General features: G+C 36.3%; 17 protein-coding genes, 4 tRNA genes and 1 rRNA gene. 8 read left to right on the forward strand and 14 right to left on the reverse strand.

Annotation, left to right across the window (positions count from 1 at the left end; all coding sequences use genetic code 11):
* The first annotated feature begins 612 nt into the window (after positions 1-612).
* Positions 613-2397 (forward strand): 30S ribosomal protein S1, encoded by a 1785-nt coding sequence (rpsA, locus tag B045_RS0109630; protein WP_018464061.1) that lies wholly within the window; start codon positions 613-615, stop codon positions 2395-2397.
* A gap of 164 nt (positions 2398-2561) precedes the next feature.
* Positions 2562-4538 carry a transcription termination factor Rho gene (gene rho, locus B045_RS0109635; RefSeq protein WP_018464062.1) on the forward strand — a complete coding sequence of 659 codons (1977 nt, stop codon included), beginning with the start codon at positions 2562-2564 and terminating at the stop codon, positions 4536-4538.
* A gap of 67 nt (positions 4539-4605) precedes the next feature.
* Here rho and B045_RS0109640 read toward each other — a convergent pair whose 3' ends face one another.
* Together B045_RS0109640 and B045_RS0109645 are read right to left on the reverse strand one after the other, a co-directional pair.
* Positions 4606-6909, reverse strand: coding sequence for a tetratricopeptide repeat protein (locus tag B045_RS0109640; RefSeq protein ID WP_018464063.1), 2304 nt, complete (start codon positions 6907-6909; stop codon positions 4606-4608).
* Complete coding sequence (locus B045_RS0109645; RefSeq protein WP_018464064.1) at positions 6902-7828, reverse strand: ABC transporter substrate-binding protein; 927 nt, start codon at positions 7826-7828, stop codon at positions 6902-6904. Before B045_RS0109645 ends, B045_RS0109640 begins: the two co-directional genes overlap by 8 nt.
* A gap of 113 nt (positions 7829-7941) precedes the next feature.
* On the opposite strand from B045_RS0109645, the gene radA reads away from it, so the two are divergent.
* The 3 genes from radA to B045_RS0109660 all read left to right on the forward strand — a co-directional run bounded on the left by radA (position 7942) and on the right by B045_RS0109660 (position 11420).
* A complete protein-coding gene (gene radA, locus B045_RS0109650) occupies positions 7942-9324 on the forward strand; it encodes a DNA repair protein RadA (RefSeq protein WP_018464065.1) in 1383 nt (460 codons plus the stop codon).
* 21 nt (positions 9325-9345) lie between these two features.
* Positions 9346-9999, forward strand: a complete 654-nt coding sequence (queC, locus tag B045_RS0109655) for a 7-cyano-7-deazaguanine synthase QueC (RefSeq protein ID WP_018464066.1) — start codon at positions 9346-9348, stop codon at positions 9997-9999.
* A 170-nt stretch (positions 10000-10169) separates the two neighbouring features.
* On the forward strand, positions 10170-11420 hold the full coding sequence (locus tag B045_RS0109660; protein ID WP_018464067.1) for a phosphoglycerate kinase: 1251 nt from the start codon (positions 10170-10172) through the stop codon (positions 11418-11420).
* Positions 11421-11524: 104 nt separating this feature from the next.
* On the opposite strand, the gene B045_RS0109665 is transcribed toward B045_RS0109660, so the two are convergent.
* From B045_RS0109665 to nspC, 9 genes are all read right to left on the reverse strand, one after another.
* The gene (locus B045_RS0109665) at positions 11525-12133 is read right to left on the reverse strand and encodes a 4'-phosphopantetheinyl transferase family protein (protein WP_018464068.1); all 609 of its coding nucleotides are present in this window, start codon (positions 12131-12133) and stop codon (positions 11525-11527) included.
* Between the two features lie 10 nt (positions 12134-12143).
* Positions 12144-13460 (reverse strand): gliding motility-associated protein GldE, encoded by a 1317-nt coding sequence (gene gldE, locus B045_RS0109670; RefSeq protein WP_018464069.1) that lies wholly within the window; start codon positions 13458-13460, stop codon positions 12144-12146.
* Positions 13461-13481: 21 nt separating this feature from the next.
* Positions 13482-13937 (reverse strand): single-stranded DNA-binding protein, encoded by a 456-nt coding sequence (locus tag B045_RS0109675; protein ID WP_018464070.1) that lies wholly within the window; start codon positions 13935-13937, stop codon positions 13482-13484.
* A gap of 30 nt (positions 13938-13967) precedes the next feature.
* The gene (locus tag B045_RS0109680) at positions 13968-14513 is read right to left on the reverse strand and encodes a hypothetical protein (RefSeq protein WP_018464071.1); all 546 of its coding nucleotides are present in this window, start codon (positions 14511-14513) and stop codon (positions 13968-13970) included.
* Between the two features lie 29 nt (positions 14514-14542).
* Positions 14543-14615 (reverse strand) — tRNA-Gly (locus B045_RS0109685).
* 24 nt (positions 14616-14639) lie between these two features.
* Positions 14640-14726 (reverse strand) — tRNA-Leu (locus B045_RS0109690).
* A 28-nt stretch (positions 14727-14754) separates the two neighbouring features.
* Positions 14755-14836: transfer RNA gene (locus B045_RS0109695), tRNA-Leu, on the reverse strand.
* Positions 14837-14881: 45 nt separating this feature from the next.
* Positions 14882-14954 (reverse strand) — tRNA-Gly (locus B045_RS0109700).
* 111 nt (positions 14955-15065) lie between these two features.
* Positions 15066-16226, reverse strand: coding sequence for a carboxynorspermidine decarboxylase (nspC, locus tag B045_RS0109705; protein ID WP_018464072.1), 1161 nt, complete (start codon positions 16224-16226; stop codon positions 15066-15068).
* Between the two features lie 105 nt (positions 16227-16331).
* Here nspC and B045_RS0109710 point away from each other — a divergent pair, with 105 nt between their 5' ends.
* Positions 16332-16940: a beta/alpha barrel domain-containing protein gene (locus B045_RS0109710; RefSeq protein ID WP_018464073.1), complete on the forward strand. Its 609-nt coding sequence runs from the start codon at positions 16332-16334 to the stop codon at positions 16938-16940.
* Between the two features lie 49 nt (positions 16941-16989).
* Positions 16990-17928 (forward strand): ribose-phosphate pyrophosphokinase, encoded by a 939-nt coding sequence (locus tag B045_RS0109715; RefSeq protein WP_018464074.1) that lies wholly within the window; start codon positions 16990-16992, stop codon positions 17926-17928.
* A 121-nt stretch (positions 17929-18049) separates the two neighbouring features.
* Here the strand turns inward: B045_RS0109715 and glgP are convergent, their stop codons facing one another.
* Both glgP and B045_RS0109725 read right to left on the reverse strand, forming a co-directional pair.
* On the reverse strand, positions 18050-20611 hold the full coding sequence (glgP, locus tag B045_RS0109720; protein ID WP_018464075.1) for an alpha-glucan family phosphorylase: 2562 nt from the start codon (positions 20609-20611) through the stop codon (positions 18050-18052).
* A gap of 36 nt (positions 20612-20647) precedes the next feature.
* The gene (locus tag B045_RS0109725) at positions 20648-22306 is read right to left on the reverse strand and encodes a glycogen/starch synthase (protein ID WP_018464076.1); all 1659 of its coding nucleotides are present in this window, start codon (positions 22304-22306) and stop codon (positions 20648-20650) included.
* 133 nt (positions 22307-22439) lie between these two features.
* On the opposite strand from B045_RS0109725, the gene B045_RS0109730 reads away from it, so the two are divergent.
* Positions 22440-22859 carry a hypothetical protein gene (locus tag B045_RS0109730; RefSeq protein WP_018464077.1) on the forward strand — a complete coding sequence of 140 codons (420 nt, stop codon included), beginning with the start codon at positions 22440-22442 and terminating at the stop codon, positions 22857-22859.
* 143 nt (positions 22860-23002) lie between these two features.
* On the opposite strand, the gene rrf is transcribed toward B045_RS0109730, so the two are convergent.
* Positions 23003-23115: ribosomal RNA gene (gene rrf, locus B045_RS0109735) — 5S ribosomal RNA — on the reverse strand.
* Positions 23116-23261: the final 146 nt, after the last annotated feature.

The following is a 23261-nucleotide window of genomic DNA, read 5'->3' on the forward strand; positions in this document are numbered from 1 at the left end:
GACCTACAGAAAAATTAATCTTTGACATATATCCATGCAATGTTTCTTGATTATTTGTTGTAACTTTGTGGGCATTAGGATGTTCTGACATTATTTCGTTATTTACGTTTAGCGATATAAATATACAAAATATTTGTCAAACATCCTAATTTTTAGCAACATAAATAATTGATTTATAGTTAATTACATATAAATTACAGGTAGAATATATAGGACTTATTCTTAGGTTTAAATTCAACTAAATTAAAGAAGAACCGTATAAATTATCATTTATGCCAATATGGTTGTCACATTTCCAGGCCCATTAATAGAGTATATCATCATTATAAATTGACGATGCCCCCAAAAGAATAGTCGTAACTACTAGGAATCTTATGCCCCCCAAAAAACCTTATGAATTCGTTATAATAGTAACGTGAGCCCAAATTAAATAATAAAATATTCTAAAACAGTTAAATAACTATAAACCACAAAGAAAAGCTATTAATTAAGAATTCAATTTATCAATAAAGATGTACCTTTGCACGCGATTTCGAGCGACCCCATAATATATGGGATTGACTCATTTAACATAAAGTCCAACTTTATTAATTTTAAAAATTTATTATTTACATGTCAGATTTAAAGAACGTACAGCCATTAACAGACTTCAATTGGGAAGAATTTGAGAATGGTTCAAGCGCAAACGTTGAGAAGCTAGATTTAGAAAAAGCTTACGACGAAACCCTGAACAAAATTCAGGAGCATCAGGTTGTTGAGGGAACAGTTATTGCCCTTGACAAAAAGGAAGTTGTTGTTAACATCGGTTATAAGAGCGATGGTATCATTCCTGCATCAGAATTTCGTTACAACCCTGACCTCAAGGTAGGTGACAAGGTTGAAGTTTACGTAGAAAACCAAGAGGACAAAAAAGGTCAGTTGGTACTTTCTCATCGTAAGGCTCGCCTTAACAAGAGTTGGGATGAAGTTAATGCAGCTCTTGAGAATGAGGAAATCATTCAGGGTTATATTAAGTGCCGTACTAAGGGCGGTATGATTGTTGACGTATTCGGTATTGAGGCATTCCTTCCAGGAAGTCAGATTGACGTTCATCCAATACGTGACTACGATGTATTCGTAGGCAAGACAATGGAATTCAAGGTCGTAAAGATCAATCAGGAATTCCGCAATGTTGTTGTTTCTCACAAGGCTCTTATTGAGGCTGAGTTGGAAGCACAGAAAAAAGAAATTATCTCTCACCTTGAAAAGGGTCAGGTACTTGAGGGTACTGTTAAGAACATTACATCATACGGTGTATTCGTTGACCTTGGCGGTGTAGACGGACTTATACATATTACAGACCTTTCTTGGGGCCGTGTAAGCGATCCTCATGAGGTTGTTACTCTTGACCAGAAGATTAACGTTGTAATCCTTGACTTTGATGAGGAGAAGAAGCGTATCGCTCTTGGTTTGAAGCAACTTACACCTCATCCTTGGGATGCTCTTAACGCTGACCTTAAGGTTGGTGACCATGTTATGGGCAAGGTTGTTGTTATCGCAGACTACGGTGCTTTCGTAGAAATTCAGCCAGGTGTTGAAGGTCTTATCCACGTTAGTGAAATGTCTTGGAGCCAGCATTTGCGTTCAGCTCAGGAGTTCATGCACGTAGGTGACGAGGTTGAGGCAGTTATTTTGACTCTTGACCGCGACGAGCGTAAGATGAGCCTTGGTATCAAGCAGCTTAAGGAAGATCCTTGGGAGGCCATCGAAACTAAGTACCCTGTAGGCAGCAAGCACACAGCAAAGGTTCGTAACTTCACTAACTTCGGTATCTTCGTAGAACTTGAAGAAGGTGTTGACGGTCTTATCCATATCAGCGACCTTTCTTGGACTAAGAAAGTTAAGCATCCTTCAGAATTCACAACAGTTGGTGCAGATATCGATGTTTTAGTTCTTGACATTGACAAGGAAAATCGTCGTTTGAGCCTTGGTCACAAGCAGCTTGAAGAGAATCCTTGGGATACATACGAGACAATCTACACTCCTGGTTCTGTTCACGCAGGTAAGATTACCCAAATGATGGACAAGGGTGCAGTTATCACTCTTAATGAGGGTGGTGAAGGTTTCGCAACTCCTAAGCACCTAGTTAAGGAAGATGGTTCACAGGCTCAGCAGGGCGAGGAACTAGAATTCAAGGTAATTGAATTCGTAAAGGAAACAAAGAGAATCATCCTTTCTCACAGCCGTACATTCGAAGAGGGCAAAGATGAGGTTGCAACAGCTAAACCAGCTCACAAGCAGCAGCATACAGCTCACAAGAACGAAGCTACACAAATCAATAATGTAGCAGCAGGTACATCTCTTGGTGACCTTGACGTTCTTGCAGATCTTAAAGCAAAAATGGAAAAAGGAGAATAATTAAAATTCTTCCATAAAATAATAAGGAGACGGCTTGAAAAAAGCCGTCTCTTTTTTTGTGCTTTCAAAAAAATATATTATCTTTGCAAAGAATTTTAACACAACCGTGTTTCTCTTCGTGAAACACATTTCTATTCAATCAAAAAATTTTCATATACAATAATATGTATAGCAAGGATGAACTATTATCTAAAGATGCCTCTGAATTAGAGGACATCGCTACGAATTTAGGTGCTGACTATAAAACTGACTTCAGTCAGGAAGACATGATATATGCTATTCTTGACAAACAGGCAGAAGAAGAAGGTAACAAAAATCCTCTTGTAGCAAAAAGAAAACGCACCAGAATTGCCAAGAAAGACACAGACCGCATATATACAGTTAAAGGCAAAGATGGTGAAAACTTAGATTTAAAGAAAAAAAACATGACAACCACAGACTCAAAGCCATTATTTAAAGATATTGAAGATGAACCTTCTCCTGAAGAAATTCTTGCGAAGATGCCTAAGCATCGCGGACGTAAGTCTAAAAAGGAATTGGAACTCATTGCTGCAGCTGAAGCTGCAAAACAAATGGAAAATACGAATGATGATTCAACTAATGCCGATGAATACAACGACAATAGTGAACTCAATAAAAATATTGAGACCGAAAAACAAGAAGATTTCTTCTCAAATAATAATGAGAATGATTTTATTCCTGAAGCAGCGTTTTCTTCTATCGAAGATAACAATGACGACAATGAGAAAAATGAGCTTTTAAATCAACTAAAGGCAAAACTCAATGACCACAATAAAGATGTTGAGGATGATAATACCGAAACAACAAGTCCTGATGGTTATTGGAACGGAGATCCAGCTGACGGAACTGATTTCATAACAGTTGTTGACTTACCTATAGAGGATCAGGGAGTTGTACCAAACTATGATATGTTTGATAATCCTACAACAACAGTTGCACCAGCACCAGCACAACAGATTTTCCAAAGACCTGAGCCAACTAGTGTAGAAAAATTTGATTTTTCTGATTTAATCACAGCAAATGGAGTACTAGAAGTAATGCCAGACGGATACGGTTTCTTGCGTTCAAGTGATTATAATTACCTATCATCACCTGACGATGTATATGTATCTACGAATATTATAAAGAAGTATGGTCTAAAAACAGGTGACGTTATACAATGCCACGTAAGACCACCTCACGATGGTGAGAAATATTTCCCTCTTACAAACATTGACCAAATTAATGGAAGAAATCCAAATGAGGTAAGAGACAGAATTCCATTTGAACACCTCACCCCACTCTTCCCTGACGAGAAATTCACTCTTTGCGGAGACAGAGCAACAACAAATCTTTCTACAAGAGTCGTAGACTTATTCTCACCAATCGGAAAAGGACAGCGTGCACTTATTGTTGCACAGCCAAAGACTGGTAAGACTATCCTCATGAAAGACATTGCAAATGCTATTGCTGCAAATCATCCTGAAGCATATCTGATGATGCTTCTTATTGATGAACGCCCTGAGGAAGTTACCGACATGGCACGCACTGTAAACGCAGAAGTTATAGCATCTACTTTCGACGAACCTGCTGAAAGACATGTGAAAATAGCAGGAATTGTGCTTGAAAAAGCCAAAAGAATGGTAGAATGTGGACATGACGTTGTTATATTCCTTGATTCTATTACACGTCTTGCACGTGCATACAATACAGTAAGTCCTGCAAGTGGAAAGGTATTGACTGGTGGTGTTGATGCTAACGCATTGCAAAAACCAAAGAGATTCTTCGGTGCTGCAAGAAATATAGAAGGTGGCGGTTCGCTTACCATAATAGCAACGGCTCTTATTGATACCGGTAGTAAAATGGACGAGGTTATATTCGAGGAATTCAAGGGTACTGGTAACATGGAATTGCAACTTGACCGCTCATTAAGCAATAAGAGAATATTCCCTGCTGTCAACCTAGTAGCATCAAGCACTAGACGTGATGACTTATTGCAGGAAAAGACTGCTCTTGACAGAATGTGGATATTACGTAAGTATATAAGCGACATGAATCCAATAGAAGCTATGAATTCAATTCACGACAAAATGGTTCGTACAAGAAATAATGATGAATTTCTTCTTTCTATGAACTCATAGTAAGAATACAACTATACAAAAAGTGCAAATTATAAGGTTGTGAACCTATTATAATTTGCACTTTTTTTTATTCATTTACTATATCGATCATTAACTTTATATCAATATCAGATATACCAGCAGCCTTTAAAATATTATTATCCGAATTAAAGGCATCGCTTATACTATCCTCAGACTTTTTGGTAGACAGCCAATTCTTAAACGATATGACAGCTTCACTGTTCTTATTGAGAATCCATTTACAATATCCAGCATTAAGATAATCATCCAACACAATATTTTCAGACAACAAGAGCTTATCATAATATTTTTCAGCTTTTATATAATCCTTTTTCACTAATAAAGCCCATGCGATTGTTCTTTTAACGTTTGCATCATCACGCTCTATGTCTAAAGGAAACAATATAGACAGCGCAGAATCCGCATCTTCTAATCCAATCAAGGCTATAGCATTGTATAACTTATACTTGAACAAGCTATTTTTGCTAGACAATATCTTATAACATTTGGCTGCAAGAGAATTATCACCAGATCTTAGTGCAGATAATGCATAAGACTTTAATACACTCTCTTTACAACTTTCCAAATCTACACAATCAATAGGAGTATCAATGAATTCTGTTACTGTATTAAAATTCAGTTGAGATCTGTCTATACCAGCCTTTTCTGATCCTTCTAAAATTAATAGCGACTTAAAAGCTTTACAAGCATCATCATACATCTGTCGGTGCATAAACAACGCTCCCATTAGATAATAGTGCCATTTTAAACTATCACAATCCAACTTTTGCTTTACTAAATCCTCTGTCAGTTTAAAATGCGAAAGCAATACATCTAACAAATTCCAACGATGCTGTTTGAGAGCAAACTTTGCCAAAGACAATATTTCATTAGAAAACTCTTCGTATTTAACAAAATTACTAAGTAGCATAATCTTGTCATCAGCAACTTTAGAGTCTATAAAAGGACTATCAAAATCAGATCTATGATGATTCAGCTTAAAAAAGCGATAAAGATCCTGAAGGTATCTACGCCTTATATAAATTGGAGATTGAGTATTTGAATCTTCAACAGACATACCGAAGAAATCTGCTGTATTCATCATTTCGCGCATATTCTCTGGAATCTGATCTATTATTGAAACTATTGCAAAGGCAAAAGAATACTTATCAGAATCACAGAAAGAATTACTTTTATATAATGAATCAAGCAATTTTATATTGCCCAACTTTTCTTTAACATCATAGAGATTAGGACTATCAATATCAAATGGAGCAAACCAGTTGCTTATTACTGAGAAAAATGGAAATCTTTTCATTTGAGAAAAGCCGCCGAAATAGATATCGGAACCCTGCTTCTGCATATCCAACATCTTATTAAAGCTTTGTTCCATCTGTTCCATTTTCTTATCTGCCTCGTCAGAATGTATTATATCGTCAACAGAATCCTCTTCGGTTTCAACTATTCCAGAGCGAGTAATCTTAAAGTTTCCATTGCGCAAAAGATCAGGCATTATATTCTTCTGTATATTTTCATTATCTTGCTCTGCATCAGAACAATATATAACCTGTAATTGCAATTCATATAGTTGATGCCGCAAATCTGTAGTACCATCCAAAGCATGGGCAAACAATTCTTTTGCCTCTTTAAATAATGTTATTCCAAAAGTATTTAACATAAATGCCCACCCTACGAACGCACGTTGCTTTATATTTTCGTCAACACTAGCAAAAAATACATTATGTAAAGTCTTAAAACGCCAGTAATCGAAAAGATGTGTCGAACTTAAAGTTATTCCACTAAGGATATTCAATACGTCAGAAACATCAAGCAGTGGATTCAAAAGAGTTGCGGTCATTTTTTCACAAATCCCTTCATTCCAATATGGAGATACTATTATTGCATCAAACAACGCAGACAAATACATCTGATGTTCATGAATAATTTTCTCTTCTATATCATGCTGAATGTTATCTGGTTGAAGAGAAGCCATGGCCAAATCCTGAACATATCTCTCAAATGTCCCACTGATATCTTCTTCATTAAGATTAATCATTCCAGATTTTTCTGATGCACTATGATTATAACTTCCATTAGAAATCAATACATCATTTGAAGAATCAAAAGCAACAGTATAAAGCTTACGCAACATATCAACATACAAACTTTCGCGCATTTCATCTTTATAACCTCTGGACATATAATCTTTCATCAAACTATATCCAGATTCAACCTCTTCTACACGAGCATCATATTGAGTAATATTCATAAATTGAAAGAACTCTTTAATATTCTTTAATGCAGAAGAAAGATCTCTTTTGACAATAATGTCAGAAAAAACTGTTTGTAATTGAGCTATAAAATTATTCATGAGACTTTATATAGTTGTTAGCCTTAGTGATATCAGAAGATATAGGGGCTGCAATATGTCGATATTTTAGTTTTGGCAATGCTTTTATTGCTCCTTCATCAATTCTGAAATACTTTTTAAGAATGGCGCTATAATGATACAAACCTCTAGTATTCAATGAGTCACAAGCCTGATTATAGGCTTTGATGAATTCTTTTAATTGAGTTTTTCTGCGTTTATCTTTAATCAAATCATTCCTAAAAGCAAGTACACCGAAATTGATTTTAAAATCGCGACTGTCTCGCAACATAACATTGTTATGAATTTTCGCTACCGTAGCTTGTGGTTCAGCAAGCCATAAAGCATCAATTTCGTTATTCAGTAACATGTTCAATCTTATAAACACATTATTTATCTGTACCTTGTAAAACATTGCTTTTGTCTTCACAGTATCCATACTTCTGTCTGTAAGATAGTCAGTTACGGAATAGCGTGTCATAGCAATTTTTTTATCACCTAATTGGTTTAAATATTTCAATCTCGCTGTTCGATTAGTAAACAACTGCCAATATGCATTTGTTGAAGACAGATAATTAAGTTTAATGCCACGTCTACGCAAGCTTTCTGTACGAACCAAATCACTTACAAGGCCTTCTACCCTTCCGTTGATTATTGCGGTGTCACAATCCATCTGCGCATTGAAAAAACGTGGACGTATATCCAGTTTCAACGAATCATAAAGTTGTTTTTCTTTCAGAAGATAAATTGGCATACAGTCCAATGTCGGCATTACTGCAATCTTTAATGCTAAAGAATCTTCTGTATGTAGACGTTTACGCTCCTGAACAGATATTTTTTTCTGTTCATCGTAAGACTTACCACAAGAAACAAAGAATAAAACGGAGATAAGGAGTAATATATTTAATTTAAATAATCTCATAATTTATATATACATTATTTGTAACATGTTGCACATCTTGCAAAAGTAATAAATAATTTTGTAACTCTAAAAAAATCTTAGTACTTTTGTGGATAAATAACAAGCAATGAAAAATGGCCAAAGATAAAATAGCATACGTATGTGATAACTGCGGACAAGAATCTGCAAAGTGGATAGGCAAATGCCCTAGCTGCGGACAGTGGAATACGTTCAAGGAAATAAGAATTTCTAACGATTCTGGTTCTTTTGCCGCAAAGTCTGCAGCAAATGCTGTGGTTAGCGGATTAAACCGTAATAATAAACCACAAAATCTTAACGAAATATCGGCTAAGGATGAGCCTCGAATTGACATGCACGACGAAGAGTTTAATCGAGTGCTTGGAGGAGGGCTTGTACCAGGAAGCATCGTATTGCTTGGCGGTGAACCTGGTATTGGAAAAAGTACTCTGACTCTGCAAACAATATTGAAGATGAATGAGCGCAAAGTCCTTTACGTCAGCGGTGAAGAAAGTGCGCATCAGATTAAGATGAGAGCAGACAGAATTGGATGTGATAATGACATAATGGTGCTTTGCGAGACCTCTTTGGAAAGTATCTTCGACAATGTGAAGAATGTAAAACCGGAATTGCTGATTATTGATTCAATACAGACTATGTATACAAGTGACGTGGATAGTTCGCCTGGAAGCATAACTCAGGTAAGAGAATGCGCATCAGCTTTATTAAGATTTGCGAAAACAAGTGGTATTCCGGTTATACTTATTGGGCACATAAACAAAGAGGGAACTCTTGCTGGACCTAAAATATTAGAGCATATCGTGGATACCGTGATACAGTTTGAGGGTGATCAACATTATATGTACAGAATATTACGTTCAATAAAAAACAGATTTGGAAGTACTTCTGAACTTGGCATATACGAAATGCGACAAGATGGACTAAGACAAGTTTCAAATCCGTCTGAATTGTTACTCACACAAGACCACGAAGGACTTTCTGGCATCGCTATTTCTTCAGCAATAGAAGGAGTAAGACCATTCCTTGTTGAAACTCAGGCACTTGTTTCATCTGCCGCCTATGGCACTCCGCAACGCTCCGCAACAGGTTTTGATCAAAGACGTCTGAATATGCTTTTGGCCGTACTTGAAAAAAGAGTAGGATTTAAGCTTATGCAAAAAGATGTTTTCATAAATATAGCAGGAGGATTGCGAGTAACAGACTTAGCTATGGACCTAAGTGTCATTGCAGCAGTCCTATCAAGTAATGTAGACACTGCTATTGAAACAGGCTGGTGTATGGCTGGAGAAGTAGGACTAAGCGGAGAGGTGCGTCCTATTAACAGAATAGAACAACGCATTGCAGAGGCTGAAAAATTAGGATTTTCGCACATGATAATTCCTCAATACAACCTAAAAGGATTTGCACATAGCAAATATAAAATAGAATTGCATCCTGTGAGAAAGGTTGAAGAAGCACTGAGAGCTTTATTTGGATAACAACATTAATATATAAAAAGTATGAAAGATTCTGTAATAATAGTAAGTGGCGGTATGGACAGTATCACACTACTCTATGACAAGAAAGACGAAATTGCACTTGGAATTAGCTTCAATTATGGAAGTAACCATAATTTAAAGGAAATCCCTTATGCCAAAATGCATTGCGAAAGACTGGGAATCAAGCATATCACTATTAACCTTGATTTCATACATCAATATTTCAAGAGTTCTCTTCTTGAAGGTTCTGATGCAATTCCAGAAGGACATTATGCGGCCGAAAACATGAAATCAACAGTTGTTCCATTTCGCAATGGTATTATGCTTTCTATAGCAGTCGGCATAGCTGAAAGCCACAAATTGAAGAACGTTCTTATTGCCAACCATGCAGGTGATCACACTATATATCCCGATTGCAGACCAGAATTCATCAAGGCCATAGACAAAGCTGCAAGCACTGGCACCTATGTAGAGGCAAGAGTTCTCGCTCCATACACCAACATAACGAAAGGTGAAATTGCTAAAATAGGCAAAAAATTGGGTATTGATTATGCTGAGACATGGAGCTGCTACAAAGGGGGCGAAAAGCATTGTGGAAAATGCGGAACATGCGTCGAAAGAAAAGAAGCTTTGGCTCAAGCAGGCATCTTAGACACCACAGAATATGAAGATTAAGAAATGTAATCTCAATATGACATTAAAGATTATAGTGTACAAAAAAATTTTAATTCTCAACAATACATTTCCTATTCTTAATTAAAAGTATTATCTTTGCATAAGATAGGTTACACTATTATACGTAAATTAAATAAGATAAATTTTTAACTTAAAAATATAAACGTAAAATGACAATCGAACAATTCAACTTTGCAGGTAAGAAAGCTATCGTTCGCGTGGACTTCAATGTTCCATTGGATGAAAAAGGTATTGTAACAGACGACACTCGTATTCGCGGCGCTCTTCCTACTCTTAAGAAGGTTCTTGCCGATGGTGGTGCTTTGATTATGATGAGCCACATGGGCAAGCCTAAAGGCAAAGTTAAACCAGAGCTTTCACTTTCACAGATCGTTAAGAATGTTTCTGCAGTTCTTGGTGTAGACGTTAAGTTTGCTAAGGATTGTGGTAATGCTGATGCAGAGGCTAAGGCTCTTAAGCCAGGCGAAGCTTTGCTCCTTGAAAACCTTCGTTACTATCCTGAAGAGGAAGGTAAGCCAGTTGGTGTTGAAAAGGGTACTCCTGAGTATGACGAGGCTAAGAAAGAAATGAAAGGTCGCCAAAAAGATTTTGCAAAGAAACTTGCTTCTTACGCTGATTGCTACGTAATGGATGCATTTGGTACTGCTCACCGTAAGCATGCTTCTACAGCTGTCATCGCTGACTACTTTGACACAGACAATAAGATGTTGGGCTTCCTTATGGAAAAAGAGGTTAAAGCTGTTGATGCAGTTCTTAACAATATCCAGCGTCCTTTCACAGCCATCATGGGTGGTTCAAAGGTTTCAACAAAGATTGGTATTATAGAAAACTTACTTAGCAAGGTTGACAACTTGGTTCTTTGTGGTGGTATGACATATACCTTCGCTAAGGCTATGGGTGGCGAGATTGGTAAAAGTATCTGCGAAAATGACAAACTTGATATAGCACTTGATATAATCAAGAAGGCTAAAGAAAACAACGTAAACCTTGTTCTTGGTTCTGATTCTATTATCGCTGACGATTTCTCTAACGACGCTAATCAAAAAGTTTGCGCTTCTAATGCAATCCCTGAAGGCTGGGAAGGTATGGATGCAGGTCCTGAGACACGTAAGGCTTTTGCAGAAGCTATAAAGGGTTCTAAGACTATTCTATGGAACGGTCCTGCTGGCGTATTTGAATTTGATAATTTCACAGGTGGTTCTAAGGCTATAGCAGAAGCTGTTGCCGCTGCAACAAAAGAAGGTGCATTCTCTCTTATCGGTGGTGGTGACTCTGTTGCTTGTGTAAACAAGTTCGGTCTTGCTGATCAGGTTTCTTATATCTCTACTGGTGGTGGTGCTCTTCTTGAGGCTATTGAAGGTAAAGTACTTCCTGGTGTTGCTGCAATAAAAGGTGAATAATCATTATCACTTATAAATATAAAAGGAGAACTATTAAAGTTCTCCTTTTTTTTATCTATTATAGAAATAGAGTTCAATCTATTTTACAAATCTATTACTTTACATCAGTCTTTGTGATAAGTATATGTGAGAACATATTTATCATTTAGTTCATAATAAACATCTAGATAACTACTCGTTTTCAAGTTTAATACTCGCTTTATATTTTCAAATTCTTCAAAAGGCATTAACTTCATGTCAAAATATTGAAGATTTTGTTCTGAAAAGTATTTATATACAGTTTCCTTAACGCTCCAATTTATCAATTGTGAAGCTATATCTGTGGCTATTTCATCTTCTCTTATGAATTTATCTGCTATTCTTGCTACCCTATCACTATAATATTCTATATCAACTGCCACATTTTTAAGCTTCGACAGTATCACAGAAGCGTATCCACGAGTATGGCTTATACTTATATTGTATCCGTCAACAATAGGCTTTCCATCTTCATTATGAGATATTCTTATTTTGCTGTTTGTCATTTTCCATAATAATGAGTACACAGCAAGTTTTTCCTGCCTACGACTATCACTTTTATATGCAAATATTTCAGAATCAAACAGTTCCCTCACATCTAAAGAATCAGACAAGAATTGCAAGGCACTCTCCTCCATCTTCCATAATCCCAATTTTACATCAGGAGCTACTTCCTTAATATAAACAACAGGCATATTGATATGATTATTTATGTACGATAACTTTAACCTTACTTATTCTACGTTCATCAATAGAAAGTATCTCAAACGTATAATTCTTATAATCAATTTTTTCATGAACACTCAAGAAATCACTCTTTATCTCCAACAACAATCCTGCTAAAGAGTCAGCATCCCCTTCCACTTCTGAAAATTCGTCAGCGGAAATATCAAGAATTTTACAGAAATCTGTAAGTAAAACTTTACCTTCAAATATATATGTATTGTAATTTAATTTAGAATACGCATCCTCATCGTCATCATATTCATCATTAATCTCACCTACTATTTCTTCCAAAATATCTTCTAAAGTTATAAGTCCACTTGTTCCACCAAACTCATCAACAACAATAGCAATATGCACTTTATTTTCTTGAAACTCACGCAATAAATCATCTATTTTCTTTGTTTCAGGAACAAAATACGGAGGACGTATCAGACTTTGCCATCTGAAATTAGGCAATTTCTGCAAATGAGGTAGCAAATCCTTAATATAAAGAATTCCCCTAATATTGTCAGTGCTATCCTGATATACAGGTATTCTGCTATAATTATTATCAACAACGCATTTCAGCACCTCGTCATAAGAACTTTTAATATCTAAATCAAAAATATCCTGACGTGACGTCATTACTTCTTTAGCAGTTTCATCACCAAATCTTATTATTCCTTTGAGCATACTCTGCTCATCTTTTATATCTTCCTTGTCGGTAAGCTCCAAAGCTTGTTCCAAATCATCTACGCTTAACTGTCGGCTTTTCTTTTGAACTACTTTCTCCGCCAGAAGTCCACTAGCAATAAGTACCCATTCCAAAGGCCAGAAAAACTTTCTTAATATCAAGATACCATTAACAGACATTCGACAGAATTTCAAAGAATCCTGACGACTATATATTTTTGGCATAATCTCACCGAAAAGCAATAATAAGAACGTTAATAAAACAGTTTTGCTGATAAACTCAAACCAAAAAGCTCTTGCACCGAATTTGAATAAGGAATCAAAAATCAAGTTGCAAAGCATTATAATAAGGACATTAACAAAATTGTTTGTAATAAGAATTGTAGCTAATGTACGTTCACTATCATTACGCAACATTTCTATATTTCTGTCCTTTGAACTTTTTTCTGTGTCCAGTGATGCTATATCCGTCGGAGTTAGACTAAAGAAAGCTATCTCTGAACCACTTGCAAAACCAGATAACAATAGTAATACTACTGTTAATACAGCAGTTAATAATATTCCAACCGATGGGGATTGAAAACTAATATCAGACAATCCTTCAGTAAAAAATGTTATATCCAATTTTTCAAGTTTATATCTAATTTAAAACGGTAATGCAGAATTGTCTTCATTATCAGAATCATCAGAAACGTTTTGACTATCGTTCATATTCTGATTACTATTCCCACTCATAGATTCAGATGGTGAACTACCTGCTTCTTGAGTATTCATCTTAGGAGACAACAATTCCATATTTTCAGCAAGAATCTCTGTAACATATCTACGCTGTCCCTTGTGATCATCATAGCTACGATACCTAATACGCCCTTCTACATATATTCTGTCACCTTTGTGAACGTATTTCTCCACAATTTTAGCAAGACCACTCCACGCTAAAACAGTGTGCCAATCTGTATGATCGGGTACTTTTGTTCCATTTTGAAGAACATAACCACGTTCTGTTGTTGCCAAAGAAAACTGTGCAACAGCCTGATCCGCATCGTAATACCTTACATCCGGATCCTTGCCGACATACCCTATAAGCATTACCTTGTTCATATTTCAAAATGATTTAAAATAACATATTATTTATTTCCACATTCCAAGATACTTGAAATGGAAACTTTTTCCTTTTGCTGATGGAAATTGTGATCTACTATCCACTCTTCCACGCAAATAATCAACAATACGGGTATAACAATCCTGACCAGAATTAGCTTTACACTGTGCAACGAAATGTGTATCACGATACTCATGCTTGCCAGTAGCCGGAATCATTACCACACGCTTAAAATCAATAACACCTTCGTACCAACCAGGTTGAGTCTCGGTAAGACGTGTCATTGCTGATGCGGCTAAATCATGCTTTTCCACTACTGGTACGGTTGGACGTAACGCCTTTTTCTCTTTAAAATCTGCCATAGTTGGTGCTGTTGTCTTTATAATAATGAAATAGACACGCTGGCGCACTTTGTACCTTTTTGGATAAAAAACATCACTAGCGACATAGTCTCGAATATCAGCTTCCAAGTCCTGATTTAAACCAATTTCAGGAATAGAACCTAAAAAATCAAGTGCTTCTTCAACATTAGAGACTAATGTTTCTTGATCAAAATATCTTAAATATAAGTTCATTGAATTGTATGTTTCCCTTTGAAAAAAAGAGCGGAAAACGGGACTCGGACCCGCGACCCCGACCTTGGCAAGGTCGTGCTCTACCAACTGAGCTATTTCCGCAGAGAAAAATAATAACAATTACCATGGTGAAGAGGAGGAGACTCGAACTCCCACGAAATAATTTTCACTACCCCCTCAAAGTAGCGCGTCTACCAATTCCGCCACCTCTCCAACAATGTAATGCACTCTGAATAAATAGTGCCCAGAACAGGACTCGAACCTGCACGTCGTAAAACACACGCACCTGAAACGTGCGCGTCTACCAATTCCGCCACCTGGGCAGGTTTAAGAAGAATCCTTCCTATTTGGCTCTATTCAGAATGTTGAGCGGAAAACGGGACTCGGACCCGCGACCCCGACCTTGGCAAGGTCGTGCTCTACCAACTGAGCTATTTCCGCATTACCCTATTAACTAGGAGCATTTCTCTAAATGCGGTTGCAAAGGTAAGGTTTTTTTTTTAACTTGCAAATTTTTTTTGTTTTTTTTTTCATCAAATCATATTCTTCACATTAATCCATTCTATTTTTATAGTCTTCATAATCGTACTTACGCAAAATTTCCAAACTACCATCAAGATGGACTATGCCTATTGAAGGATGAGTAATACCATTAAATGTATTTGTCTTTACTGTTGTATAATGTAGCATGTCCTCAAAAATGATGTTATCTCCTATCTTTAATTCATTATCAAATTTCCAAAAACTCATAAAATCACCACTTAAACAAGAATTTCCGCCCAATCTATATATAAAAGGTGACGAAGTATTTTCATCACAATGATTAGCAAATCTCACTACCGGAAAATATGGCATTTCTAGGCAATCAGGCATGTGACAAGTAAAGCTGACATCTAATATAGCTGTTTTAATATCATGATCTTCGACAATATCCACAACTTGTGAAACTAATTCTCCTGTATGCCAAGCAAAAGCACTACCAGGTTCAAGAATTATTTTCAACCACGGATAACGATTATGAAACTCTTTCAATGTCTTAATAAGTAAAGAAGTATCGTAATCATCACGCGTCATAAGATGTCCACCGCCAAAATTAATCCATTTAATTTGTGGGAACCATTTTGAAAACTTTTTTTCTATATGAACCAATGTGCGTTCAAACACATCAGCACCACTCTCACAATGGCAATGACAATGAAATCCATCTATATCCGAAGGTAAATGTTCTGACAATTTATCTGCAGAAATTCCAAAACGTGTACCTGGAGCACATGGATTATAAAGTAATGTATCAACTTCTGAATATTCAGGATTGACACGTAGTCCAAAACTGATGTTTTCGTTGACAGACCGCGCACGCGCATGATAACGCTCATATTGAGTCATTGAATTAAACTGCAAATGACTAGAACACCTTGCGATATCATCTATTTCATAATCAGTGTAAGCTGGTGAAAAGGTATGAGCTTTGTTTCCGAACACTTCATAAGACAATTTGGCTTCTGATAGAGAGCTAGCAGTAGTGGCATTTATATATTCCTTGAAAATAGGAAAAGTTTTCCAAAGAGCATAAGACTTGAACGCTAATATGATCTCAACGTCTGCATCTTTGGCAACATTTGATATAAGCTTAAGATTATTACGAAGTTTCTTTTCTTCCAATATATATATAGGCTCATTGAGGCCTGAAAAATCAGTAATATCGATATTCATTATTGATTATAATTATTTTTATTATGCAAAGATAACTTTTTAATACGATATAATTGCTTATTTGAGAGAATTTTCATACTTTTGCACGTGAAAACAAGAAATGCAATGAAGCTGATTATAATGACAAAATCCACATTTTTTGTGGAAGAAGACAAAATTCTTGTCTCACTCTTCGACGAGGGATTGGATAACCTTCATCTTTACAAACCAGGTTCGTCTCCCCTATATGCAGAGAGGCTGCTTTCATTAATTCCTGAGGAATACTATAGTAAGATAACTGTTCACGATCACTTTTATCTAAAAAATGAATATAAACTTGGTGGTATTCATCTTGATACACCTAACTTGGAAATTCCAAAGGGGTATAAGGGCAGAATTAGTCAAACTTGCGATAACTTAGAAAACCTAAGAGATATAAAGAAGAAATCAGATTACGTCTTTCTGAAGAACATTTTTGATTGTATTGAATTTAGTGATGAGAAATCATCATTTAATAATGATCAACTTGTAGATGCATATAAAAAAGGACTTATTGATAAGAAGGTTTATGCACTAGGAGGTATGAGCATTGATAACATAAAATATGCCAAGGACTTAGGATTTGGTGGTGTTGTCATATGTGGAGATCTTTGGAACAGATTCAATATACACAACGAAACAGACTATAAAGAACTAATCTTACATTTTGAAAAATTGAGAAAAGCTGTAGGCTGATCTTAAATCATATAGAAAGTACATATATTCAATATAAACGCTAATAGAAATGAGTGAAAATAACTCTTTTTTGGTTTTCTCCGGTACAAAAACAAGATATCTTGCTGAAAAGATTTGTGCCAGTTTGGGATGCCCGTTAGGTAACTTAGTTGTAACGAAGTTCTCTGACGGAGAATTTGCCGTATCTTACGAACAATCAATCCGTGGACGCGACGTATTTTTAGTACAAAGTACATTTCCAAATTCCGACAATTTAATGGAATTACTCCTTATGATTGATGCTGCGAAGCGAGCTTCTGCACGCCATATCATAGCTGTTGTTCCATATTTCGGATGGGCTCGTCAGGATCGTAAGGACAAGCCAAGAGTCAGCATCGGTGCAAAACTTGTGGCAGATTTACTAAGAGTTGCAGGAATTGATCGGCTGATAACAATGGATTTACATGCAGACCAGATTCAAGGCTTCTTTGATGTTCCTGTTGATCACCTTTATGCTTCGGGAGTAATTCTTCCTTATCTTTTGGGATTACATCTCAAAGATTTGGTCATTGCCTCTCCTGATGTTGGTGGTTCCAAGCGCGCAAATACATATGCAAAATATTTAGGTTGTCCACTCGTTTTATGTAACAAAACTCGCGCAAGAGCTAATGTTGTTGCCAGCATGCAGATTATCGGTGATGTAAAAGACAAAAATGTTGTTATCATTGATGATATGGTTGATACCGCTGGTACTATAACAATGGCTGCCGACATAATGAAAAAAGCTGGTGCAAAGACAGTTCGCGCATGTGCTTCTCACTGCGTTATGAGTGGTCCAGCTTCTGAACGTGTAGAGAGTTCTGCTCTTGAGGAAATTGTTTTCACTGATTCTATTCCTTATTCTAACCGTTGCGCTAAAGTTAAGCAATTGTCTGTTGCTGAAATGTTTGCGGAAACAATACGTCGCGTTGTTGACAACAAGAGTATATCTTCACAATATATTGTATAAGATTTAATATATTACATATTAAAAGGTCGTATAGAAAATTCTATGCGACCTTTTTTTATGATATTCTAAAATAAGCAAGAACAGAATATACTGATCTTACTTACTTAGTCATTTATCTTTATTAATCAAGCCACTTTACATAGCAGAAATCCTGACGATGAGGTAGATTAACATTCTTTGGATACATACGAACACAACTACGGAATGCACCTGCTTGATCTGGTTCAACTTCGGCCTCAAAAGTATAGTTATTACCTTCATGACCTATCATTTTGAATTGGTGTATAGCATATATCTGATGATCGTCATTGCTCTTGTCATTTTTTAATGTAACAAGCTCCAAACCAATAGCATCATTAAGTCCTTGTTCGTCAATTACATACTTTACAGAATACTTAACGCCGGTCTCACCACCATTTTCAAGCAAAGATGTATCTTTAGCGACAACATTGATTGAGTCCCAACGCTCTGCTACAGTTTCCTTCCATTGTGCAATTTCCTTGGCAAGACTGTTGTTATTCTCAGCAAGTTTCTTTGCACGAATAGATTGTCTAATATAGAACTTATCATAATAATCATCCAACTGGCGCTTCATTGTATAATGAGGTGCTATTGTCGCAATTGAATTTTTCACAACCTTAATCCAATCTTCGCTATATCCCCTCTTATTATGATTGTAATAAAGAGGTATGATATCATTCTCAAACAAACTATATATTGTAGCGGCATCAAGTTGATCTTGGTATGCCTGATTCTCATAAGTACGCTTTTGAGGGAGAGCCCAACCAGCGCCTTTACGATATCCTTCAACCCACCAACCATCAAGAACTGAAAGGTTTACAACACCGTTCATCTCGGCCTTCTCGCCAGATGTACCAGATGCTTCAAGAGGACGTGTTGGAGTATTCATCCAAATATCAACACCAGAAACAAGACGACGCGCCAACTGCATGTCATAATCCTCAAGGAATATAATTTTGCCTAGGAATTCTGGACGCTGGCTTATCTCATATATTCTCTTTATAAGTCCTTGACCTGCACCATCTGCAGGATGAGCCTTACCAGAGAAGAAGAATAAAACTGGATGTTCAGGATCATTAACCAACTTAGAAAGGCGATCCAGATCTGTAAACAATAGATGGGCACGCTTATAAGTTGCAAAACGACGACAGAAACCTATCATCAAAGCATTTGGATTAATGCGCTGTAAAAGTGAGACAACACGTGCAGGATCTCCCTGATTGCGTAACCAAGACTGTGTAAACTTTTCACGTATATAATCAACCAACTTCTGTTTTAGTGCCATACGCGTTTTCCAGATTTCATCATCTGAAACATTGTATATTCCGTGCCAAATTTCTTCATTACTTTGATCGTTCATGAAGTTTGGATCAAAATATTTATCGTATATCTTGCGCCATTCAGTTGCTGCCCATGTCGGGAAGTGTACACCATTGGTGACATAACCAACATGGTTTTCTTCAGGGAAATATCCATTCCACAATGGAGCAAACATTTTCTGACTAACCCAACCGTGCAATTTACTTACACCGTTTATTTCCTGACACGTATTACATGCAAATGTAGACATACAGAAACGCTCTCCATGATCATCTGGATTCTGACGCCCCATTCCAATAAATTCATCCCAAGATATACCTAACTTTGCAGGATATCCTCCCATGTATTTACCAAAAAGAGACTCTTCAAAATAGTCATGACCTGCAGGAACAGGAGTATGTACCGTATAGAGTGAAGAAGAACGAACAAGTTCTATAGACTGATTGAAAGTTAGTCCAGAACCAACATAATCACAAAGACGTTGAAGATTACACAATGCAGCATGTCCTTCATTACAATGATAGATATCTTTCTTTATGCCAAGTTTCTTAAGCGTAAGGATACCGCCTATACCCAATAATATTTCTTGTTTAAGACGATTCTCCCAATCACCACCATATAACGAATGTGTTATAGGCTTGTCAAACTCAGAATTCATATCATTATCTGTATCAAGAAGATAAAGACTGATACGACCTACATTAACACGCCAAACATAAGCATGAACCAAATAATTTGTATAAGGGACATCAACGATAAGAGGATTCCCATTCTCATCGAGCTGTCGCTCTATAGGGAGAGAATTGAAATTCTGCGCGTCATATTTAGCAATTTGTTGGCCTTCGATGCTTAAGCTCTGTGTAAAGTAACCGTAGCGATAAAGAAAACCTACCGCACAAAGGTTTACATTACTATCAGAAGCCTCTTTTAGATAATCACCTGCTAGCATACCAAGACCACCTGAATAAATCTTTAGTACCTGACTTAAACCATATTCCATACTGAAGTAAGCTACAGAAGGACGCTTGCTGTCGGGCTTTGCATCCATGTAAGCGCGGAAGTCTGCATATACTTCTTTTACTTTCTTCATAATAGCTTTATCCTTTACAATGGCCTCTTTACGCTCATAACTAAGTCGTTCAAGAAGCACAACAGGATTCAACACTGCTTCTTCGTAAATGTTCTCGTCAAGACTTTTAAACAGGTTTCTAGCCTCATAATTCCATGCCCACCACATATTGTGTGCAAGTTCATCGAGACACTTCAACTGCTCCGGAAGTCTAGACTTCACAGTCAACTCCTTCCATTGAGGAGTGTTAACGTAATCTGCTTTAATTTTCATAAATCTCAAATTTATATTTTATCTCAAAAAAATCTTTCAAACTCTATTTGATGCTTTTTGCAATGCAAAGTCATATGCATCATGATAATACATGATAAATTTACTCCACAAGGCTTTTTTAGATAGCTTCTGAGCATTATTGCGTATTTTTTTAATCTCATCAGGTGTCGATAACGCAAATTGATATATTGTTTTTGTTATATCATTGACTACCTGATCATAATTATAATCAGTTCGATGTACAACTTCTACACCATCCTCTAGCTTACTATCAGATCCCTTAACTGTATTTGCCCAAAGTCCAAAACCAGCTAAATCTGTTGTTATACATGGCACTTTAAAAGCAATTGCTTCAAGAGGAGTGTATCCCCATGGCTCGTAATATGAAGGATATAAGCAAAGATCATTACCTAACACAATATCATAATAATTCATATTCACAATACCATCATCACCTGTAAGATAACAAGGAATAAAAATAAGCTGAACATTGTCATGTATTGAATTTTTCATACCAAGATATTGCATCATGCTCAGTACATTATCATTATTCATATTGTGTAACCAATGCGTAACATTTGGATTATCTAGAGGCGTGCAAAAAGTGTTTTCACTATTAAGCCTCTCACGCAAATCTTCTCTAGGAGCAGATACCCAACCAGGGACTTCAACAAAAGCGACGACCTTTCTTTTAAGATTTTCAATTTTTCCCAGTCTATTAATGGCATCAATGAAAACATCAATACCCTTATTACGGAATTCATATCTGCCACTCGTTGAAACTATAATCGTATCATCTTTGTATTCAGATCCAGTAAGTGCATTGGCTATACTCAAAAGGCGCTTACGAGCATTTTTACGCTTACTAATATATTCAGCCCCTGTAGGAACAAAATCATCATCAAATCCATTAGGTAATACTACATCTACGGCTTTATCTAATAATTCTTTTGATTCCACAGCTGTAATATCGCTTACAGTTGTAAAACAATCTACATACAAAGCTGTTTGCTTTTCTATAGAATGTTTACTTTGCATATTCAATTCGCCAGCCATTTGGTCACCATTATAAGCCCAAAGATATTCATACAAAGGCTTATTGTTTCCAGCAATACTTCTTCCTATACTTGTAGCATGAGTAGTGAATATTGTTGCAATCTGTGGTAAAACGTGGTTTATATACAGAAGTCCTAATCCAGTCATCCATTCATTTCCATGGTATATAACTTTTGAAGACTTCTCTATATTATCGTTATAGAAACTTTCAACGACCTTTCCAGCAGCATAAGAGAACATAGATGCTTCATCATAATCCCCATAAGCATGAAGACTATCCACATGATAATAATTCCACAAATTGCTATAAATGTCGTCTTTAATTTTATAATAAGGAGAAAAATCCACCAATATAACAATTGGATTGCCTGGAACATTCCATCTTCCAACCCTAACTTTCATTCCTGATTTACAAGCCTTAATACGCCAATCTGAAAATAAAGTTATATCCTCTGTAAAATAAGGACAAACATTCTCTAAAGACCAACAGTCTGGACCTATAAATATCACGTGGTCCATAAATTCGTCCTGTAATGTTTTTGCCCTTGTAGAAAGCACAGTATATATGCCTCCAACTTTGTTGCAGACCTCCCAACTAGACTCAAATATATAATCAGGAATATTGATATTTTTCCCCATACAAAACCAAATAAATGTCGTACAAAGATAATATAAAATTCCAAAAAAGCAAACTTTAAGAACTATATTTTAATAAATTCCGCTTTTTTCTTGATATAAACTATTATCTTTGCCGATAACTAAATTTCGATATATGAAAAAGATTATCATTTCTGTATTAGCAGCATTTATAACTGTTTCAGCAAATGCTCAGGGAAGTTCTGTCTTCAAAGGTTACATATACAATGGAGAGTATCAAGTATACATCAATATGGACTTCTACAAGAAGAATATCATTGTCCCTAATCAAGAAATATATGGTGAGTTACCAGGATATTTCGGAGCAAACAGAGACACAAGAAAATGGTTATTCACTAGTGCTGAAATCGCCGATTCTGTTACCGCAAAATTAGAGATAACAAATGATTACGGTAGCGAAGACCTTGAAGGTACACTCAAAAGGTTGTCTAATGGAACTTATGAACTAGAACAGAAAGAAGGAAGCACTATAAAAATTGTAGTAAACCGCAAGTGGGTAAAGATTCCTAAGAAAATTATTTTTACCAAAAGATAATCCAAAAATAATAAGCAGAAGCGATCAGATTTATCGGAGTTATCAGATTAATCCGAGAGTTATCCGAAATATCGGATAGCTCGGATTATATAAACACAAAAAAGCCTCGAAAGATATTGCTATCTTCGAGGCTTCTNTTTAAAAGAAGGCGGCTACCTACTCTCCCGCATTGTATTGCAGTACCATCGGCGCAAGTGGGCTTAACTTCTCTGTTCGGAATGGGAAGAGGTGGGACACCACCGCAATAACCACCTGATATGGGTTATGACGTATTTTTCACAAGCAAACTGTAAGAAACCTTAGTTCTTACCACTATCTTAAACAACTCAAAGTATGACCTCCCGAAAGAAAGTTTCGGGCAATTAGTAGTGCTCGGCTTTGACGTCACCGTCTTTACACCTG

This window comes from Segatella paludivivens DSM 17968 = JCM 13650 (assembly GCF_000373185.1).
Lineage (GTDB): Bacteria > Bacteroidota > Bacteroidia > Bacteroidales > Bacteroidaceae > Prevotella > Prevotella paludivivens.

Bases quoted from the DNA above. Each gene is read 5' to 3' on its own strand.
- glgP (WP_018464075.1), bottom strand. From the start codon at position 20,611: ATGAAAATTAAAGCAGATTACGTTAACACTCCTCAATGGAAGGAGTTG.
- B045_RS0109640 (WP_018464063.1), bottom strand. From the start codon at position 6,909: ATGAATAATTTTATAGCTCAATTACAAACAGTTTTTTCTGACATTATT.
- B045_RS0109665 (WP_018464068.1), bottom strand. From the start codon at position 12,133: ATGCCTGTTGTTTATATTAAGGAAGTAGCTCCTGATGTAAAATTGGGA.
- B045_RS0109725 (WP_018464076.1), bottom strand. From the start codon at position 22,306: ATGGGGAAAAATATCAATATTCCTGATTATATATTTGAGTCTAGTTGG.
- rho (WP_018464062.1), top strand. From the start codon at position 2,562: ATGTATAGCAAGGATGAACTATTATCTAAAGATGCCTCTGAATTAGAG.
- B045_RS0109715 (WP_018464074.1), top strand. From the start codon at position 16,990: ATGAGTGAAAATAACTCTTTTTTGGTTTTCTCCGGTACAAAAACAAGA.
- queC (WP_018464066.1), top strand. From the start codon at position 9,346: ATGAAAGATTCTGTAATAATAGTAAGTGGCGGTATGGACAGTATCACA.
- B045_RS0109660 (WP_018464067.1), top strand. From the start codon at position 10,170: ATGACAATCGAACAATTCAACTTTGCAGGTAAGAAAGCTATCGTTCGC.
- B045_RS0109675 (WP_018464070.1), bottom strand. From the start codon at position 13,937: ATGAACAAGGTAATGCTTATAGGGTATGTCGGCAAGGATCCGGATGTA.
- rpsA (WP_018464061.1), top strand. From the start codon at position 613: ATGTCAGATTTAAAGAACGTACAGCCATTAACAGACTTCAATTGGGAA.
- B045_RS0109680 (WP_018464071.1), bottom strand. From the start codon at position 14,513: ATGAACTTATATTTAAGATATTTTGATCAAGAAACATTAGTCTCTAAT.
- B045_RS0109645 (WP_018464064.1), bottom strand. From the start codon at position 7,828: ATGAGATTATTTAAATTAAATATATTACTCCTTATCTCCGTTTTATTC.
- B045_RS0109730 (WP_018464077.1), top strand. From the start codon at position 22,440: ATGAAAAAGATTATCATTTCTGTATTAGCAGCATTTATAACTGTTTCA.
- nspC (WP_018464072.1), bottom strand. From the start codon at position 16,226: ATGAATATCGATATTACTGATTTTTCAGGCCTCAATGAGCCTATATAT.
- radA (WP_018464065.1), top strand. From the start codon at position 7,942: ATGGCCAAAGATAAAATAGCATACGTATGTGATAACTGCGGACAAGAA.
- B045_RS0109710 (WP_018464073.1), top strand. From the start codon at position 16,332: ATGAAGCTGATTATAATGACAAAATCCACATTTTTTGTGGAAGAAGAC.